Origin of the sequence: Oceanobacillus profundus, assembly GCF_003515705.1 — a bacterium.
Taxonomy (GTDB): Bacteria; Bacillota; Bacilli; order Bacillales; family Amphibacillaceae; genus Oceanobacillus; species Oceanobacillus profundus.
In genome coordinates this window covers 108,364-124,264 of record NZ_QWEH01000008.1, presented here as the reverse complement: position 1 = coordinate 124,264, position 15,901 = coordinate 108,364, and the positions used below count along the sequence as shown (strand labels likewise).

The following is a 15,901-nucleotide window of genomic DNA, read 5'->3' as shown; positions in this document are numbered from 1 at the left end:
TGATTAAAGGTGAAATCGTAATTGATTCTTAATAGATGCCTTTATCGTTTAAAATTGATGATGTAATATCTGCAGCTGCACTTCCAGACGCATCCGTTTCGTTTTGTATATTTGTAGCAAAAAAGTATATATTTTCTCCTTTTTCTACGTAACCGATAAACCAACCATTAATATTTTTACCATTGACCGTACCAGTACCAGTTTTCCCGGATAAATAGAAGTCGTCTAATTCCTCTATTCGCAGCGAATCTTTAACAGCTTGCACATTCTTCTCATCAAACCCAAATTCATTGAAATAAAATGCTGTTAATAATTGAACCTGTTCAACTGGAGATATTTTTAAGGATGATTCTATCCAGAATTGTTCTCTGCCACCAGATACGTCGTAATTTCCGTAATGGATTCCTTTTAAATTCTCTTGGATATCATCAAGTGACATTGTTTTATCTAACTCACTAAAATACCAGTTTACTGAGTTTGACATGGCTGTAGATAAATTATGATCTTTATTCCAAGAATCAAAAGGATAGTCCTGGCCATCCCATTTGATGGTAGAATTTTCACTTGTTATGGCATTTGCCTGCAAACCAAACAATGCACTATAAATTTTGTAAGTTGAATTTGGAGGAACTCTTAATGTACTTTGATTTTCATTATAGATACTATATCTGTCAGCCTGTGCATCATATAATACAAAACTGCCTTCATAATCCTCAAAATATGCACTAAGATCCTCGTAAGTCACACGCTGGTGATTAAATTCGTATTGATCATCGCTGCTTGTCATAGCGGAAACAAATGGCAACTGACACGATATGATTATCCCAGCCATTAGAAAAATGAGTACACTTTTTAGTTTCAGCAGTTTAGACTCTCTTGTAAATGCAGCAATTTTGATAATACGTTTTTTAATTTGCTTCTTTGATCCATTTAAGTGATTTGCCAAAGCCAGATTTTTTAAGTGTGAAGTTTTCTCGGCAAAATTTAAGATTGTATTTCCGTAATTTACGGAATAGTGTTCGCCCATTGAATTTAACACAGCAATATCACATGCAATCTCACGATCCAATCTCATTTCTTTAAAGGCATACCAAACTAGTGGATGGTACCAGTATAAGATTTGGAAAAGGATAACGAAGTAATTGGTCAAGACATCTTTGTTTTTAAAATGATTTAATTCGTGCAGAAGAATGTATTTTATATCTTCCGTAGAGAGCCATTTATCTAAATTGGTTGGTAATACAATATAGGACTTAAACAAACCAAAAGCCATCGGAGATTTGTTTAATGAAGATTCTCTAAGAAAAAAAGGCTTAGATATATTTAAATGCTGCTTACATTGTTCAAATAGCGTTAGAAGTTCTTTATTTTTAATGGGCTGTGTTGTGCTTTTAATAGTCTTTAGCTTATACCAGGATTTTATGGTTAAGATGCCCATGAATAGTATTCCTGCAATCCATAAACAAGCGAAGATGACGTTTAAGAAATCAGGGCTTGAGCGATTGACAGATACAGAAAAATCATTCATCCAATTTCCGCTTTCAGCTTCCGCTTCTCCAAGATCAGTGCCGTGATTAGTAGCATTACCTTGAATGGAATCCAGTGAAATAAAATGACTATCAAACGTAATGAGATTTTGCGGTAAAAATGGAATAGCTAACGCGAATAATAACAAAAACCATAGATTATAATGCCATTTTGCTGATAGCTGCTTTTGGAATATCTTTTTAATCAGCATAATTACTGCAATTGTAAAAGTAGATAGGATAAAACTTATTACAAAATTAGTAAAGAACATAGCTTTCGACCTCAATTCTGACGTATCCAGTAAGTTATCAAGCATTAGGGCTAAAACATATAAGGTAAACTTTAACACTCAGCTAAGAAGGGGATTACCCAGAATGACTTTATCAACAATTCAGCGCACTCTGTTCCAAGTTAATATTACAAATGTAATATTATGATTCTAACATTCCAAATTAGCATTATCAATGTAAAAAAATGGATTAAAAAAATAATTGACAACAGAATGACTACAAATGTAGTATTGTATTACACTTGTAGTCTACAAGTTGAATTTTAAGGAGGGTTTATTTTGAAGAAGAGATTCAGTATGGTTTACAGCATGGGGAAGAGCAAATTCATGCTAGCAATTTGCTTAATGGCAATGGTTGCACTAATTGGGTGTGCAAAAGAAACGGATTCAAGCGAGTCAATGTCTCAATCCAATAACGAAGAAACCAATCAGACAACAGACAATGATTTCGCCCAATTAGAAAAGGAGTTTGATGCGAAGCTCGGTGTTTACGCGCTTGACACTGGTTCAGGAAAAATTATTGATTATCAAGCCGATGAACGGTTTGCCTATACATCTACATTTAAACCATTAGCTGCAGGAGCGGTGCTAAAGCAGAACTCCTTTGAGGAATTAAACGAAACGGTTACTTATACGGAAGATGACTTGGTAACATATTCACCAATCACAGAGAAACATGTTGATACTGGTATGAACTTATTGGAAATAAGTGAAGCGGCTATTCGTTACAGCGATAATACTGCTGGTAATTTATTATTTAATGAATTAGGTGGTCCTGATGGTCTTGAGAAAGCAATGAGGGAAATAGGGGATAACGTTATAAATTCGGATCGGACAGAGACAAATTTAAATGAAGCAAAACCAGGAGATGTTCGTGATACAAGTACTCCTAAGGCACTTGCTACTAGCCTGCAAGCTTTCGCACTTGATGATCAGTTACTATCTGAGTCTAAGCAAGATATGCTACTGGAATGGCTCAAAACGAATACTACGGGTGATACTTTAATCCGTGCTGGGGTTCCTGAAGATTGGACAGTTGGTGATAAAAGCGGCGCAGGAGGATATGGAACTCGAAATGATATTGGGATTGTATGGCCGCCTGATCGAGAACCTATTGTCATCGCAATTCTTTCAAACCGTGATACAGAAGACGCAGAATATAATGATGATTTGATAAAGCAAGCAACTGAAATTACAGTAGATGCGCTTAAATAACCTTTTTAACAAAGAGTTATGGAAGGGATTGAAAAAGTTGAAACATTTCTGGCTGGGATTGACGATGATTTTTACAATCATCGTCTTTGTGACAGGCTGTTCCAATAAGGAAACACCAGAAGAAATTTTTAATGCCTATCTTTCCAATTGGCAGGAGATGAATTTTGCAGCAATGTATCAAAGTCTTTCTAAGGAAGCAAAAGCAGAAATCAGCCAGAAGGAATTTGTGGAAAGGTATGAAAATATTTACGAAGGAATGGAAATGAACAAGTTGCAAGTTGATACAAAAGTTGATTCAAACAACACCAAAAAGCAGCAAGATAAATCCTCTGTCAGCTATGATTATAAGGTAAAAATGGAAACATTCGTTGGACCTATTGAATTTACACATCAAGCGACTTTAATTAAAGAAAAAGGGGATTCTGAGCAAGAATGGTTTGTTGATTGGAATCCATCTCTTATTTTTCCCTCACTCGAAGATGGCGATAAAGTGGGAGTTCAAACGCTAAAGGCTTCTAGAGGGGAAATTCGCGATCGTAATGGCAGCGGCGTGGCTATCAATGACCATGCTGATGTGATCGGTATTGTTCCAAGTAAACTTGGTGATGAACCTAAAACATCCAAGGCAAAAATAGCTAAGCTGTTAGGGATTTCGATTGATGAGATAGAGCACAAGCTAGAGGCAGAATGGGTTGAGCCTGATGTATTTGTGCCACTAGTTACGCTGCCGATGGGAGAAACAAATCTGGATGCATTTTTAGAAATTCCCGGGGTGAAAATACAAGAAAAGACAGTTCGCACATATCCATTTGGAGAATCAGCGGCCCACATAACTGGATATGTTCGGGAAATTACCGCTGATCAACTAAGCGAATTAGAACAAGAAGGATATGCTTCAGGAGACGTTGTTGGGAATAGTGGACTGGAAAAAGTTTTTGAAGATAGATTGAGAGGAAAAGACGGAGGACATATCTATATCAAGCGTTCGGATGGAAGTTTTAAAGAAACTCTTGCTAAAGAAGAGGCAATCCCTGGAGAGGATATTGAATTAACAATTGATGCAGCCCTGCAGTTTGAAATTTTTGAACAGTTGAAGGAAGACGCGGGTGCGGCTGTAGCACTGGATCCTAAAACAGGTGCCATATTATCCTTAGTCAGTACGCCTTCATTTGATCCGAACACTTTTGTTAGAGGTTTGTCAGATAAGCAATGGAAGCAATGGAGTGAAGATCCCAACAAACCATTTCTGAATCGTTTTACGAATCGTTATTCTCCCGGGTCTGTCTTTAAGACGACTACAGCTGCAGTAGGATTAAAGACTGGTGTTACAAGTCAGGAAGAAGTTCGAAAAATTGTAGGTAAGCATTGGAAGAAGGATGATTCATGGGGTGACTATTATGTTACACGTGTTCACGATAAAAAATTAGTAACGTTGCGTGATGCAATTGTTTATTCCGACAATATTTACTTTGCTCAAGAAGCACTTGAAATGGGAATAGATTCATTTTCAAATGAAGTATATAAATTTGGTTTCGATGAAAAGCTGCCAATTCCATTTCCAATTGCGCCATCAACCCTTTCTAATAATGGGATTGATCGTGAAGTACAGCTTGCAGATTCAGCATATGGCCAAGGGGAAATCATGATGAGCCCACTTCATCTTGCTCTAACCTATACACCTTATTTAAACCAAGGTGACTTATTATATCCACATTTGCTTGAGTCAGAAGAACGTACTGTTTGGAAAAAGAGTCTGATTGAAGCCGGTATAGCCGAGCTTATAAAGGAAAGTTTAATTCAAGTTGTGGAAGATCCAGATGGGACAGGGTATCGTGCCCGTATCCCTGGTATGACAATCGGCGGTAAATCTGGTACTGCAGAAATTAAAGCAAGTAAAGGTGATGAAAGCGGGTCAGAGAATGGCTGGTTCATCGGTTTTACGACAGAGGAGGATTCTCCGTTATTGCTAACGATGATGGTTGAGGATGTCAAAGGAAGGGGTGGCAGTGGTTATGTGATCCCGAAAGTAAAACATATCTTTGAAACGATCCAAAATGATTAGAAATGAATATAAATGAGCTCCGTTGTTTTGATAGGTAGGGGAGGAGTATGAATAAAAGAAAAGAGCCATACTTTCTTATCGAGCAAATCTTATTTTCCTGGTTATGTTCATTTTATTTTTGGTTCTGATCCTCCAGCTAGGAATTGAAGCGCTTTGGAAAATTGAAGAACATAATAAAGTATTGCAGGATATGATCTCAAATGTTTAACTGAAAGTGGAGCCATTCGTTAATGGCTCCTTATCTTTTACATAATAATTCTCTGTACAACTAGACCGAGCACCAGACCTAAAAAAATAGAAGATAGTGTACCTAACAAGAAATATTCCGCCCAGTTTCGATCATCTAACTGTTTGAATCGGGCAATCGACTTTGCAGCAATAATAAAAGCTATCGACGGGTATGCACCAATCACTGTTAATGTAATAACAAGCAATCTTTCTATATAGCCAATGAGTTTTCCACGCGAACGAAGTGGGGAGGAGTATGTAAAGTAATGATATTCCTCTGTAAAACTATTTTCTGTCTTCGGTCGATTATTTTCTTGTCCAGCACTCAATTGATTTTTTAATGTCAGTTCACCTTCAAAGTTTGCAAGTTCTGATGGCAGCGAACCAATGATATATTTAACGATATGACCACTAACAGTTGTTGCCAAAATATAAATGATAATCATAAATAATACTATGTTGGGCAAGCTTAAACTACTTGTTCCATTCAAGTTTAAAAGACTCGCCGCTAATTCTGGGGCCTTCATATGAAAGAAAAGAATACAGGATATGATTATCATTATGACATGTAGTGCCTGGTCTAAAAGAAAGTATCCGAGTTTTTTCATATTATCTGTTGCACTTTTTGGAATGGAGTCTATTAATTTTATTTTTAATAAATCAATTAAAAGATGCGTGATAATAATAAAAATAAATGGCAGAATAAAATACTTGATAATATGTTGAAACGCGAAGTGATAACCCCATATAACGACAAGTGCGATTCCAGTTGTCAGCAGATGATGAAGCAGATGTTTTTTTAAATGTTTTATTTTATTTTTCACCATTAGATCTGTTTGAAGCCAAAAATCAGCAACCAAATGCGCCAGGAGCAGCAATAGTACAGGCATTATAATCTCCTTTCTCTCGGAAAGTAATCGTTTATATGGTTCATAATATTGTTTCGAATGGTTGATTGCAGCTTATCTGTTAAACGTTGCTCATTCTTCTGCGTACCTAATAAATCCAGCACCCTAACAATGTCATTAAATGCGTGCAAGATGACTTGCGTTTTACCCTGTTTCATATGATGGGAGATAGTACCTGTTGTTCTACCGAGATATTTGCTTACTTTATTTTGTTGACCGAGCATTAAATATAAAGAACATACTCGAGATTGTATATCGGTTTGTTCGTTTATTTGAACTTGCTTGAGAGTTAAACTTGTATTTATTAACGTTTCGAACTGTTTGCTGAAAACGGTGAAGCCTTGTTTATCTGATAAACGAGGTAATGCAAATCGAAATAGCAATCTGTTCTGTTGCTTTTTCAGGTAATCATTAGCATTTCTCGCTTGTTTCATTAATGGATGAATCCATGTTTCTATGTTTATTGTGCTTAAATCCTCTTGGATATTACCAAAGGATAAACCAAAATAAGGCTTGTGATCTGTGAACTTCCAGATACGGCTTATATAGAAAGCAAGTGTATATGCCGATGCATAACCACTGCTTATAACCACCAATTCATCACCAGCACGGTGACTAACCTTTGTCACGCCAACAGGTTGTGTCCACTCAGCAATCCTACTTTTTAATTGCTCTAGATATTCACTTAATTCATTTCCGATATTTTCTTTAGATGAATTACTTACGTCCATAATAAAGACAGAGACTTCATTTGCCATGTATAAACAGCTCCTTTCTTATCCAAAGAGCAGGGGAGTTTGATTATATAATCGAATATAACAAATGTTAGATGAAATAGTCAAACTTTATAGAAGTTAGATGATTTAGACTGATACGATGCAATCATTAACAGACTACCGTTCCCTATATGACAAGTTTATTATCATATTAACAAGTCACCTGAATAAAATTCATCATATTAAATAATAGACTCAGAGACACTTTACCTTATTATGCCAAATTATAATCAAGAAGGGTATCACATGAATAAAATTACTAAATCTCCCTTATCTGATGGTTTCTGTAACATAATAGATAAATTATCTAATTACCACAGTATTAAAAGAAATTTAATTCCTCTAATCCCTTAGTTCATGAGTATTCAGGAAATACACAAGTAATAAATATTCCCCTCCTTTCTAGTTGTACAAGCCCTCCTTTATGAATATAAATAAATAATTACATTGCAGTCATTGAAGGAGTGTTTATTTTGGGTGTCTTTTTTAGTTATATTCTTTTAGGCTTATCACTTGCAGCACCAATCGGACCAGTAAACGCAGCTCAAATGGATCGGGGAATTAAAGGCGGTTTTTTTCATGCTTGGTTTGTTGGACTTGGAGCAGTAACAGCTGATGCATTTTATATGCTAATCGTGTATATGGGGGTAGTCCATATCGTTGACACACCATTTATAAAAACATTCTTATGGTTATTTGGTGGATTTGTTTTAATTTACACAGGACTCGAGAGCATGATAAGCGCCAAAGAATTAAAAGCAAGTCATGAAAGGACTGCAGAACCCTTATATAAATCCTTTTTCGCAGGGTTTATCATGTCAATTTCAAATCCGTTAACTATTCTGTTTTGGTTAGGTATTTATGGTTCCGTACTTGCAAAAACTGCATCAAGCTATGGAACGCAAACCTTAATTCTATATAGTTGTGCAATCTTTATCGGTTTATTGACCTGGGACTTTATCATGGCTGCAGTTTCAAGTAGTTTCCGAAAACTACTAAATGAACGCATACTTACTGGCATCGCGTTTATTTCCGGTTTGGCACTCATTGGCTTCGGGCTATTCTTTGGATGGCAAGGGATTTTATTATTAATCCAGCATTAGCGGTCCTTAATCTTTCTTTTTCTATTCACAAAAAATGCAAAAACCCCTATTAGACCGACAATTCCTAGACTGATAAAAAGGCCAGGCCGATTAGTTTTATCGATCAATGTACCACTAATACCTGCAATTAGCAACATAATCCCAACGTAGTATTTAATTCGGTTTTTTAGTTTATCCTTCTGTAACTTTCTGGCGGATAAGATGATGAATAACCAGTTGTATAGGAGCATTAAACCTGCACCTGTTGTTATATAGGTATATATTTTGTCTGGAAGCGCCAGGGATAGCACGATGGACCCGGCAATCCCTAAAATAAGTAAACCTAAGGCAGGAAACGGTACAGCCAACTTCCCATCTTTTGCAAAAAAGGAAGGTGCATCTCCATCTTGGGCTAATGAAACGAGAATCGTAGTTACACCGTAGAAAGATCCAACCATGGTGGAGAAACCAGCAATAATCAATGCACCATTGAAAATATGTGGAACAAATCCTAAATCAAAGTCCTCAAGGGCAACGATAAATGGACTTTCCTTCGTATTAAAAACGTCCCATGGCACTAAAACTAATGCCAAAGCCAATCCTATCGTATAAATAGTTATTAGTGATAATATCATTACTTTGCCTGATTTCGGGGCTTCTTTAGGTTGCTTCAGTTGTACGGCCATAAGACCCATTACCTCAATACCTCCGAATGCATAGAAGGCAAAAATCAGACTTGCCCAAAATCCCGCGAATCCAGTCGGAAAAAGCTCGTCCATGCTACTGGGTATATGTAATTTTTCTACACCATCAAACATACCAAAAACAAATGACCCGGCTATAATGATAAACATGAGAATTGCAGCAAGTTTTATGACGGCAAATATATTTTCAATGCTCGTTAACTTCTTTGCGCCGACGAGCAATACAAAAAGTCCCAGAATCGCATATCCGATTGCAAATAACCACAAAGGGATATTAGGAAACCAAAAGCGTGAAAAAATTGACAGCGCGGTAAGCTGACTTCCCATTATTAATATTTCTGCAAACCAATACATCCATCCGATACTAAACCCGGCCCAAGGTCCATAGGCTTGTTTGGCATAGGAACGGAATGCTCCCTTTTCAGGATGGCTTGCCGTTAATTTGGCTAACGCATCGAAAACAATATATGTTGTGATTCCAGCCAAAACATATGCTATGACGATAGATGGTCCACCTTGCCCGATACCGATACTTGAACCTAAAAAAAAGCCGGTACCAATCGTACAACCCACGCCAAATAAAGATAATTGCCACCATTTCATATGTTTCTCATCTATTTTTGACCCTGCCATGTTGATCCTCCTTCACACGCATTCTATATAATCCCCAAGATTCAGAAATAAATGTTGGATATTATAATCAGTGAACTAGAAATACATAAGCAAAAGCTATATCTAATTTCTGCATGTTGGTATGAAATTTAACAGGAGCCATTTTGCGTGCTAACAAAATTCATACAAAATCGGCAATAAAACAAAAGCATCACAAACAGGTGAAATGGGTCAAATTGAATGGATAAAGAATGTGGAAAAGTAGGAAGTAATCAATCTGAAAAATCGTATTCCAGATACAGAAAGATTTTATAAATAAATTTAGACAATATAACATAGACGCAGAAATCAAAGGGGGCTTTTTTGCAGATATATCGGCTGAATTTGGTTGTGTAGATAAAGATAAGAGGTGGTTCATTAGACCACCTCCTAAGAAAACCAGTGCAATGCAAAGCAACAAGGTGATTACTTTTTTTCATTCCTGATTTCATTTGAACGAAAAGGGCATTGGCCGCTTCTTGGTTCTATGCCATCTGTAATAATATACTGTTTCCATTCTCTGTAACCTTCATTGCCGTATTCTCCTAAATCTGGATGAAAAGGGAGTTTTTCAATAGATTCCACCCTTGACCTAATTAAATTGATAGCATTTTTACCACGATTTGTTTTGTAAGAGATATCATTAAAAATTCTTCTCGGTTGGAAGATTAAGATAAGGCTGTTTCCAATGTTTCTCGTAATCCTGTGTTTATACCCAGGCATGTTGGCAGAAACAAAAATTGGTTCTCCATCAAAACAAAATTCCCAATTGGCGTCATCCGGATGTATTGAGATATCTTCACACCATTCCATCTCATCATTCACATGTAAATAATTTATAATATCCCAAAAATAAGATTCATAATAAGCAAAAGGTTTTTCTGGAATTTCTGGTTTTATAAAAATAACAAAGGCATGCCTAGTCCTAGTTCTTCTCGATAGATCGAGAAATTCCCTGAGGACATGGGGCAAAGAATGAAAATTATCATTTTCAACATAAAAATACCTTAAATGCCCATTTATTTCAGCAACTGTTCCAAATGGGCAAGGAAATTCTCTGTCAGAAACCACTTCTTTCCAATGGGCATATTCTTTTTTAAACCATTCGGGGATAGACTGATTATCCTCCTCGATAATTGTCTTCGTTAGTATAGTTGAAGGGGGTAACACTCTATATACATCTCCCTTGATTATTGATAGCATAAAAGACAAGCGCCTGCATTTTATAATTATGGGCTTTTGCTATATAGTATGGAAGAAGGTCCTTCACGGGTACCTTTTTTGCATGATTTTTCTCTCCATTATTTATTCTCCAGGTTGATTAACTACATTATAAAATGTTTCAACACGTTTTGATAAAATTGTAAAGAAGTGTAATTCAGCTAACGAAGCAGGATTGTTTTATAAGATAGGAAGATTTTGATGGGGATTTGGGAAAGAACTTTACTTAAAAACATCACGTGGTGTATTTGAAATATTTGTAAAGGGTACAGGAGAATCACTTTGTGTCACTCATCATTATTCAGAATTTAATCACACAGGGGATTATTTTGCAGAGACATTTACAAAAAACAACAATGTATTCTTGATAAATTTAAGAGAAGCAGGTAATTCAGACAAGGCCAATGAACCGTATCAATTAAGTTTCTTGGAGACAATATATGATATAGAAGCTATTCGAGAAGAATTAGATTTATTTTAAACGAGTAAATAATGATGAGCAAATTTTTCGTTTAGACTTTCATGTCTTAAAAGTTGTAGAAGAGGGGAGTTTAGAGTTTCTTGTCTTAATAATTTTGATTTTTATATCTTTGAACAGATAATTCATGTAAAAATACCATTTAATTATATTATTACGTAAAATTTATACGCATATTAACAATGATGATTTGAAAAATGGAAGAATATCTTTCCGCAAATATTAGTAGTAGAACATTAGTTTATTTCAAATGATTGCTAAAAACAGAGAATGCATCTCAATCAATTAATTGAAATTGGACTGAAAAATTTATTAGCACAAAATGAAATATCTTTTAATAGCCAAACAAGACCGGATGATCGGATTCAATTTAAAACGACTTATGATAAAGAGTTGTTAACTAATATAAAAAAATTTCCAAAGAGAATAATCTATTCATAAATGACGTGATAGAGGGTATAGTTTACATTTTATCAATTAAAAGGTTGTAGTAAACAACCTCTTTTCTTTAAATTTTTCCTAGTTTACATAATATATATTATAGGAAGTAAACTAGAAAATCGAAATTCCCATCTCATAATATAAGTATACTTGTGATATTGAGATAAAATAAAAAATTACGCTACAAAATATATTCATAGCGTAATTTTTTATTTAATTTCCTACGTATGTTGCATTTGGTCTAAAAATTACATTGTTATTTTTCTGTTCAATTGCATGTGCACACCAACCAACGATTCGGCTTGAACTAAATATAGCTGTAAATAATTCTGGATCTAATTCCAGTGATTTCATAATTGCTGCAGCATAATATTCTACATTCGTATATAGCTTTTGATTTGGTTTCAGTTCATTTAATATATCAATCGTTACTTTCTCAGTCTCAACTGCTAATTCAATCCATTCTGGTGACGATTCCAGTTTGTAAATGATTTGCTTTAATGCTTCGGCGCGTGGATCTACAGTCTTGTAAACCCTGTGACCAAATCCCATAATTCTCTCTTTATTTTTTATTTTATTGTGAATTACTTCACTTATTTGATCCTTTGTCGCGATTTCCTCTAATAAATCTATTACTCCAGATGGTGCTCCGCCATGTAATGGTCCTTTCATCGTTCCAATGGCACTTGTGATTGCTGAAACGAGATCACTTTCTGTTGAAATTGTCACTCTAGCTGCAAACGTCGATGCATTTAATCCGTGCTCCATTGTCATAATTAAATACGCTTCAAGTATTCTTGCGTTAGCTGTATTCGTTTCACCTGTTAACATATAAATAAAGTTCTCTACATGATTTAATCTTGGATTAGGTTCAATTACACCTAATTTTTTCATTACCCGGTAACGGTTCGCGATAATGGTTGGAATAATAGCGATTAATTGTATGGCCGTATCTTCTGCTTCTTCTTTTGCTGAAAGTGCTGAAATCGTTGTACGTAAAGCATCCATTATCGATTGCTCTATAGGAATGTTGGATAATATGTTCCTAATATAAGGAGGTAATTCCCTGTTCCCACGTAAAGCTGTTTGGAACAGCTGCAATTGATTTGGATTTGGAAAAACTCCATGCAGCAAGTAATATGCTATTTCCTCAAAGGAATAATTTTCTACCAGTTTTTGTACTGAAATCCCTCTATACGTTAAATGACCATTTGCTCCATCAATATCACTTAATTTTGTTTCAACAGCTGTAACTCCTTTTAAACCTGGATAATACACGTAATCCTCCCCTTTCTCTTGTAATTATAAATGAACCGAATCATTATTAAAATTTTTAATTTTTTAGTATAATAATAAATAAGTTTTATCAATGAGGTGATTATAATCGACCAAAGAACCTTACAAACATTTTTAATGGCTGCAGAGGTTGAAAATTTTAGAATTGTCGCAGAAAAATTATTTATGACCCAGCCTGCAATCACATCGAAAATGAAACTATTAGAAAAAGAACTTGGTGAGAGGCTCTTTATAAAACACGGTAGAAATGTACAGCTAACTGAGTTCGGAAGATTTTTTTATCAGGAGGCACAGGAGATCCTTTCTCAAATGGATAAAAGCTTGGAAGCTATCAATCGATATAAACAAGGATATCAACGAACGATTCGTATTGCTATTTCTCCCATGTTCACAGAGACTATTTTACCAAGTATATTACGAACATATATAGATGAAAATCCATATGTTGAAGTATCGATTCAAGTTGTTGAATCAATTGAGATTTCTTCTTTAATCGAAAATGGAGAAGTTGATATTGGCTTATCCTGTATTCCCGGGTTATCAAACGTAAAGTCAATAAAATTCCACGAAGAACCCGTTAGCCTAGTTTGTAATCATGATGGATATGATTTGGAAATTGGTCCTGTTATCGATGCGAAAGAATTATTAGAGAATCATATTTTATTTACAGATAATCATCCAGGTTATTGGAGCGATCTAAAAGAACAACTCAAGCAGCTCATCCCTGCTTTACGGATGATGAAAGTAAATCAAACACATGCTACAAAGCGTTTTGTAATGGAAGGCATTGGTGTTAGCTTTTTGCCAAAATCAATAATCAAACGCGAACTGATGGAAGGAAGAATTTTAGAAGTTCCAATTGATTTTATAGACGTCCCTTCATCCAGTATGTACATCATTTGTAAACATGGACTTCCGATAGAAAAAGAATTTGTCCACTTTATTACAAATTACCATTATAGTTAAATTCCAATTAAAAACATGGTCCTATCGAACAGGACCATGTTTTTAATTTAATTTTTAATTCGTTTTAAAGGCTTTTTAGCAGGTCCGTCTAAAACCTCGCCTGTATAAGAAAATCGAGATCCGTGGCAAGGGCAATCCCATGAACGTTCACCGGAGTTCCATTCTACTTCACACCCTAAATGTGTACAAGTTGTATCCACCATATGGAGTTTACTATCTTTATCTTTATAAACACCAACTCGATTACCGTCGATCCTGGTAACTGTTGCGTCATCGGCCTTAAGGTCTTTAACCGTATCCTTTGTAAATTCTAGTTTTCCTTTTAACAAATGTTTCGCTACATCGGCATTTACCTCCATAAACTTCTTTACCGAAGGATCAGCTTGAAATCTTGATGGTTTAAATAGATCTGCATATGGATTTTCTTTACGCAAGATGGTATCTGACAGTATCTTAGCTGCAATCGTTCCATTCGTCATTCCCCATTTACGATAGCCTGTAGCAACAAGTACTGCATCCTCGTCTTTCATCGTTGGTCCGATATATGGCACTTTATCCAAGGTTGTTAAGTCTTGTGCTGACCACCTATAGTCAATTTTTTCGACTTGAAAGTGTACGTTAGCAAATTTCTGCAATGCTTCATAATGCGCAATCGTAGAGTCGCCTTGACCTGTTTTATGATTTTCTCCTCCAATGAGCACAAACTCCTTATCATCATGCAACTTTACAGATCTAATGGAGCGTGTTGGAGATTCCGCACTAATATACATTCCTCCTGGAAAATCATTTGGCGACTTTCCTGCGATAAGATATGATCTTTCAGAAAACATGCGAGTAAAATAAAAGCTTTCCCGGTCATAGAAAGGGAAATGAGAAGCTACAATTACATATCGACATATTACTCGATGTCCATCCCTTGTTATGACACTAGGATGCTTATTATATTCAATATCTACAGCTGTTGTATTTTCATAAATAGTTACAGACTTTTGTAAGCTCTCTTCCACTAATGCTTTCAGGTAGTTTAATGGATGAAATTGTGCTTGTGCCTGCATAACAAGAGCCACTTTTACTGGAATATTAAGTGGTATGCTTTCGACTAATTTATTAGTTATTTTTAATTTGTCATATGCTTCTTTTTCCTTCTCTATTTTTTCCAAATATGTGTCATGGTTTGTGTAAAGATAAGCATCTTCTGTGGTGAGGCTGCATTCAATCCCCTTCTTCCTTATTATCTCTTCAATAAACTGTTTCGCTTCTTCAGCAGCCTGATAATACAGGGATGCTTTTTCCAAACCAAAATGCTGAATCAATTCATCGTAAATCAGGCCATGCTGTGCTGTTATTTTCGCAGTAGTATGGCCTGTAGTTCCATTTAAAATTGACCCTGCATCAAGCAATGCTACCTTTAGATTCTGTTTCGATAGTAAATACGCTGCAGTTATTCCTGTGATGCCTCCTCCAATAATGGCTACATCTGTTTTAATGGATTCATTCAAGGTCGAGAATTTCGGTAATGATAGATTTTCACGCCATATAGGTTCAGGAAATTGTGGTAATGTTGGTTTAGCCAATCTGCCTCTCTCCTATCTATTTAGATAGAATCATTATTACCAATACAGGGAAATTTATGTACGATTTACAAAACACGTATAAGAATCCTGCGATAAGAAACAGATTGTATTATAGTTAACTTCATCAAGAAAATAGCCGCCTACCTGGTGGTAAACGGCTTTTTGATTTTATTATCTGTCTTCAAAGAATGCACGGTTTAATGCAATATAAGGTGTTTCCTCTTCTGGGACCTCGTCTTCGATAAAAATTGCTTCTACCGGACAAACTGCCTCGCACGCTCCGCAATCAATACAAATGTCAGGGTCAATGTAAAACATATCTTTGCCTTCTTCTATACAATCAACAGGACATACTTCTACACATTCTCCTGCTTTTTCTGTTTTACAAGGTGATGTAATTACAAAAGCCAAACAAATCTCCTCCTTCGTACACAATGATGTATTATTACATGTATGTTTACCTATTATAGCGCATTATCTTAA

The 15,901-nt window shown here is 35.6% G+C and carries 12 protein-coding genes and 1 pseudogene; 5 read left to right on the top strand and 8 right to left on the bottom strand.

The genetic code is table 11. From position 1 onward, the window contains the following. Positions 1-28: 28 nt before the first annotated feature. Complete coding sequence (locus D1B32_RS13070) at positions 29-1,798, bottom strand: BlaR1 family beta-lactam sensor/signal transducer (RefSeq protein ID WP_118889621.1); 1,770 nt, start codon at positions 1,796-1,798, stop codon at positions 29-31. Between the two features lie 315 nt (positions 1,799-2,113). Here D1B32_RS13070 and bla point away from each other — a divergent pair, with 315 nt between their 5' ends. Both bla and D1B32_RS13060 read left to right on the top strand, forming a co-directional pair. Continuing rightward, positions 2,114-3,031, top strand: coding sequence for a class A beta-lactamase (gene bla / locus D1B32_RS13065; protein ID WP_187393160.1), 918 nt, complete (start codon positions 2,114-2,116; stop codon positions 3,029-3,031). A 37-nt stretch (positions 3,032-3,068) separates the two neighbouring features. Then, positions 3,069-5,093 (top strand): penicillin-binding transpeptidase domain-containing protein, encoded by a 2,025-nt coding sequence (locus D1B32_RS13060; protein WP_187393156.1) that lies wholly within the window; start codon positions 3,069-3,071, stop codon positions 5,091-5,093. Between the two features lie 245 nt (positions 5,094-5,338). Here D1B32_RS13060 and D1B32_RS13055 read toward each other — a convergent pair whose 3' ends face one another. Next, positions 5,339-6,211 (bottom strand): DUF3307 domain-containing protein, encoded by an 873-nt coding sequence (locus D1B32_RS13055; protein WP_095306913.1) that lies wholly within the window; start codon positions 6,209-6,211, stop codon positions 5,339-5,341. After that, entirely contained in the window at positions 6,211-6,987 is a 777-nt protein-coding gene (locus D1B32_RS13050; RefSeq protein ID WP_095306912.1) for a hypothetical protein, read from the bottom strand. Before D1B32_RS13050 ends, D1B32_RS13055 begins: the two co-directional genes overlap by 1 nt. 491 nt (positions 6,988-7,478) lie before the next feature. Between D1B32_RS13050 and D1B32_RS13045 the strand changes: the two genes are divergently transcribed. After that, positions 7,479-8,108: a LysE family transporter gene (locus tag D1B32_RS13045; protein WP_118889618.1), complete on the top strand. Its 630-nt coding sequence runs from the start codon at positions 7,479-7,481 to the stop codon at positions 8,106-8,108. On the opposite strand, the gene D1B32_RS13040 is transcribed toward D1B32_RS13045, so the two are convergent. Together D1B32_RS13040 and D1B32_RS13035 are read right to left on the bottom strand one after the other, a co-directional pair. Then, positions 8,105-9,424, bottom strand: a complete 1,320-nt coding sequence (locus D1B32_RS13040) for an amino acid permease (RefSeq protein WP_118889617.1) — start codon at positions 9,422-9,424, stop codon at positions 8,105-8,107. The two genes, D1B32_RS13045 and D1B32_RS13040, sit on opposite strands and share 4 nt — an antisense overlap. A 444-nt stretch (positions 9,425-9,868) precedes the next feature. Continuing rightward, on the bottom strand, positions 9,869-10,645 hold the full coding sequence (locus tag D1B32_RS13035) for a YqcI/YcgG family protein (RefSeq protein ID WP_118889616.1): 777 nt from the start codon (positions 10,643-10,645) through the stop codon (positions 9,869-9,871). Between the two features lie 271 nt (positions 10,646-10,916). Here D1B32_RS13035 and D1B32_RS24260 point away from each other — a divergent pair. Further along, positions 10,917-11,138: pseudogene (locus tag D1B32_RS24260) on the top strand (alpha/beta fold hydrolase); the annotation flags it as partial. Between the two features lie 657 nt (positions 11,139-11,795). Here D1B32_RS24260 and D1B32_RS13025 read toward each other — a convergent pair. Further along, a complete protein-coding gene (locus D1B32_RS13025; RefSeq protein ID WP_118889615.1) occupies positions 11,796-12,860 on the bottom strand; it encodes a citrate synthase/methylcitrate synthase in 1,065 nt (354 codons plus the stop codon). Positions 12,861-12,956: 96 nt separating this feature from the next. Here D1B32_RS13025 and D1B32_RS13020 point away from each other — a divergent pair, with 96 nt between their 5' ends. After that, the gene (locus tag D1B32_RS13020; RefSeq protein ID WP_118889614.1) at positions 12,957-13,844 is read left to right on the top strand and encodes a LysR family transcriptional regulator; all 888 of its coding nucleotides are present in this window, start codon (positions 12,957-12,959) and stop codon (positions 13,842-13,844) included. A gap of 47 nt (positions 13,845-13,891) precedes the next feature. On the opposite strand, the gene D1B32_RS13015 is transcribed toward D1B32_RS13020, so the two are convergent. Both D1B32_RS13015 and D1B32_RS13010 read right to left on the bottom strand, forming a co-directional pair. After that, complete coding sequence (locus D1B32_RS13015; protein ID WP_095309092.1) at positions 13,892-15,418, bottom strand: FAD-dependent oxidoreductase; 1,527 nt, start codon at positions 15,416-15,418, stop codon at positions 13,892-13,894. A gap of 171 nt (positions 15,419-15,589) precedes the next feature. Beyond that, positions 15,590-15,829 carry a ferredoxin family protein gene (locus tag D1B32_RS13010; protein ID WP_095309090.1) on the bottom strand — a complete coding sequence of 80 codons (240 nt, stop codon included), beginning with the start codon at positions 15,827-15,829 and terminating at the stop codon, positions 15,590-15,592. Between the last annotated feature and the right edge of the window lie 72 nt (positions 15,830-15,901).

Coding starts and splice junctions, on each gene's coding strand:
- D1B32_RS13055 (WP_095306913.1), bottom strand. CDS start 6,211: ATGCCTGTACTATTGCTGCTCCTGGCGCATTTGGTTGCTGATTTTTGG.
- D1B32_RS13040 (WP_118889617.1), bottom strand. CDS start 9,424: ATGGCAGGGTCAAAAATAGATGAGAAACATATGAAATGGTGGCAATTA.
- bla (WP_187393160.1), top strand. CDS start 2,114: ATGGTTTACAGCATGGGGAAGAGCAAATTCATGCTAGCAATTTGCTTA.
- D1B32_RS13035 (WP_118889616.1), bottom strand. CDS start 10,645: ATGCTATCAATAATCAAGGGAGATGTATATAGAGTGTTACCCCCTTCA.
- D1B32_RS13050 (WP_095306912.1), bottom strand. CDS start 6,987: ATGGCAAATGAAGTCTCTGTCTTTATTATGGACGTAAGTAATTCATCT.
- D1B32_RS13070 (WP_118889621.1), bottom strand. CDS start 1,798: ATGTTCTTTACTAATTTTGTAATAAGTTTTATCCTATCTACTTTTACA.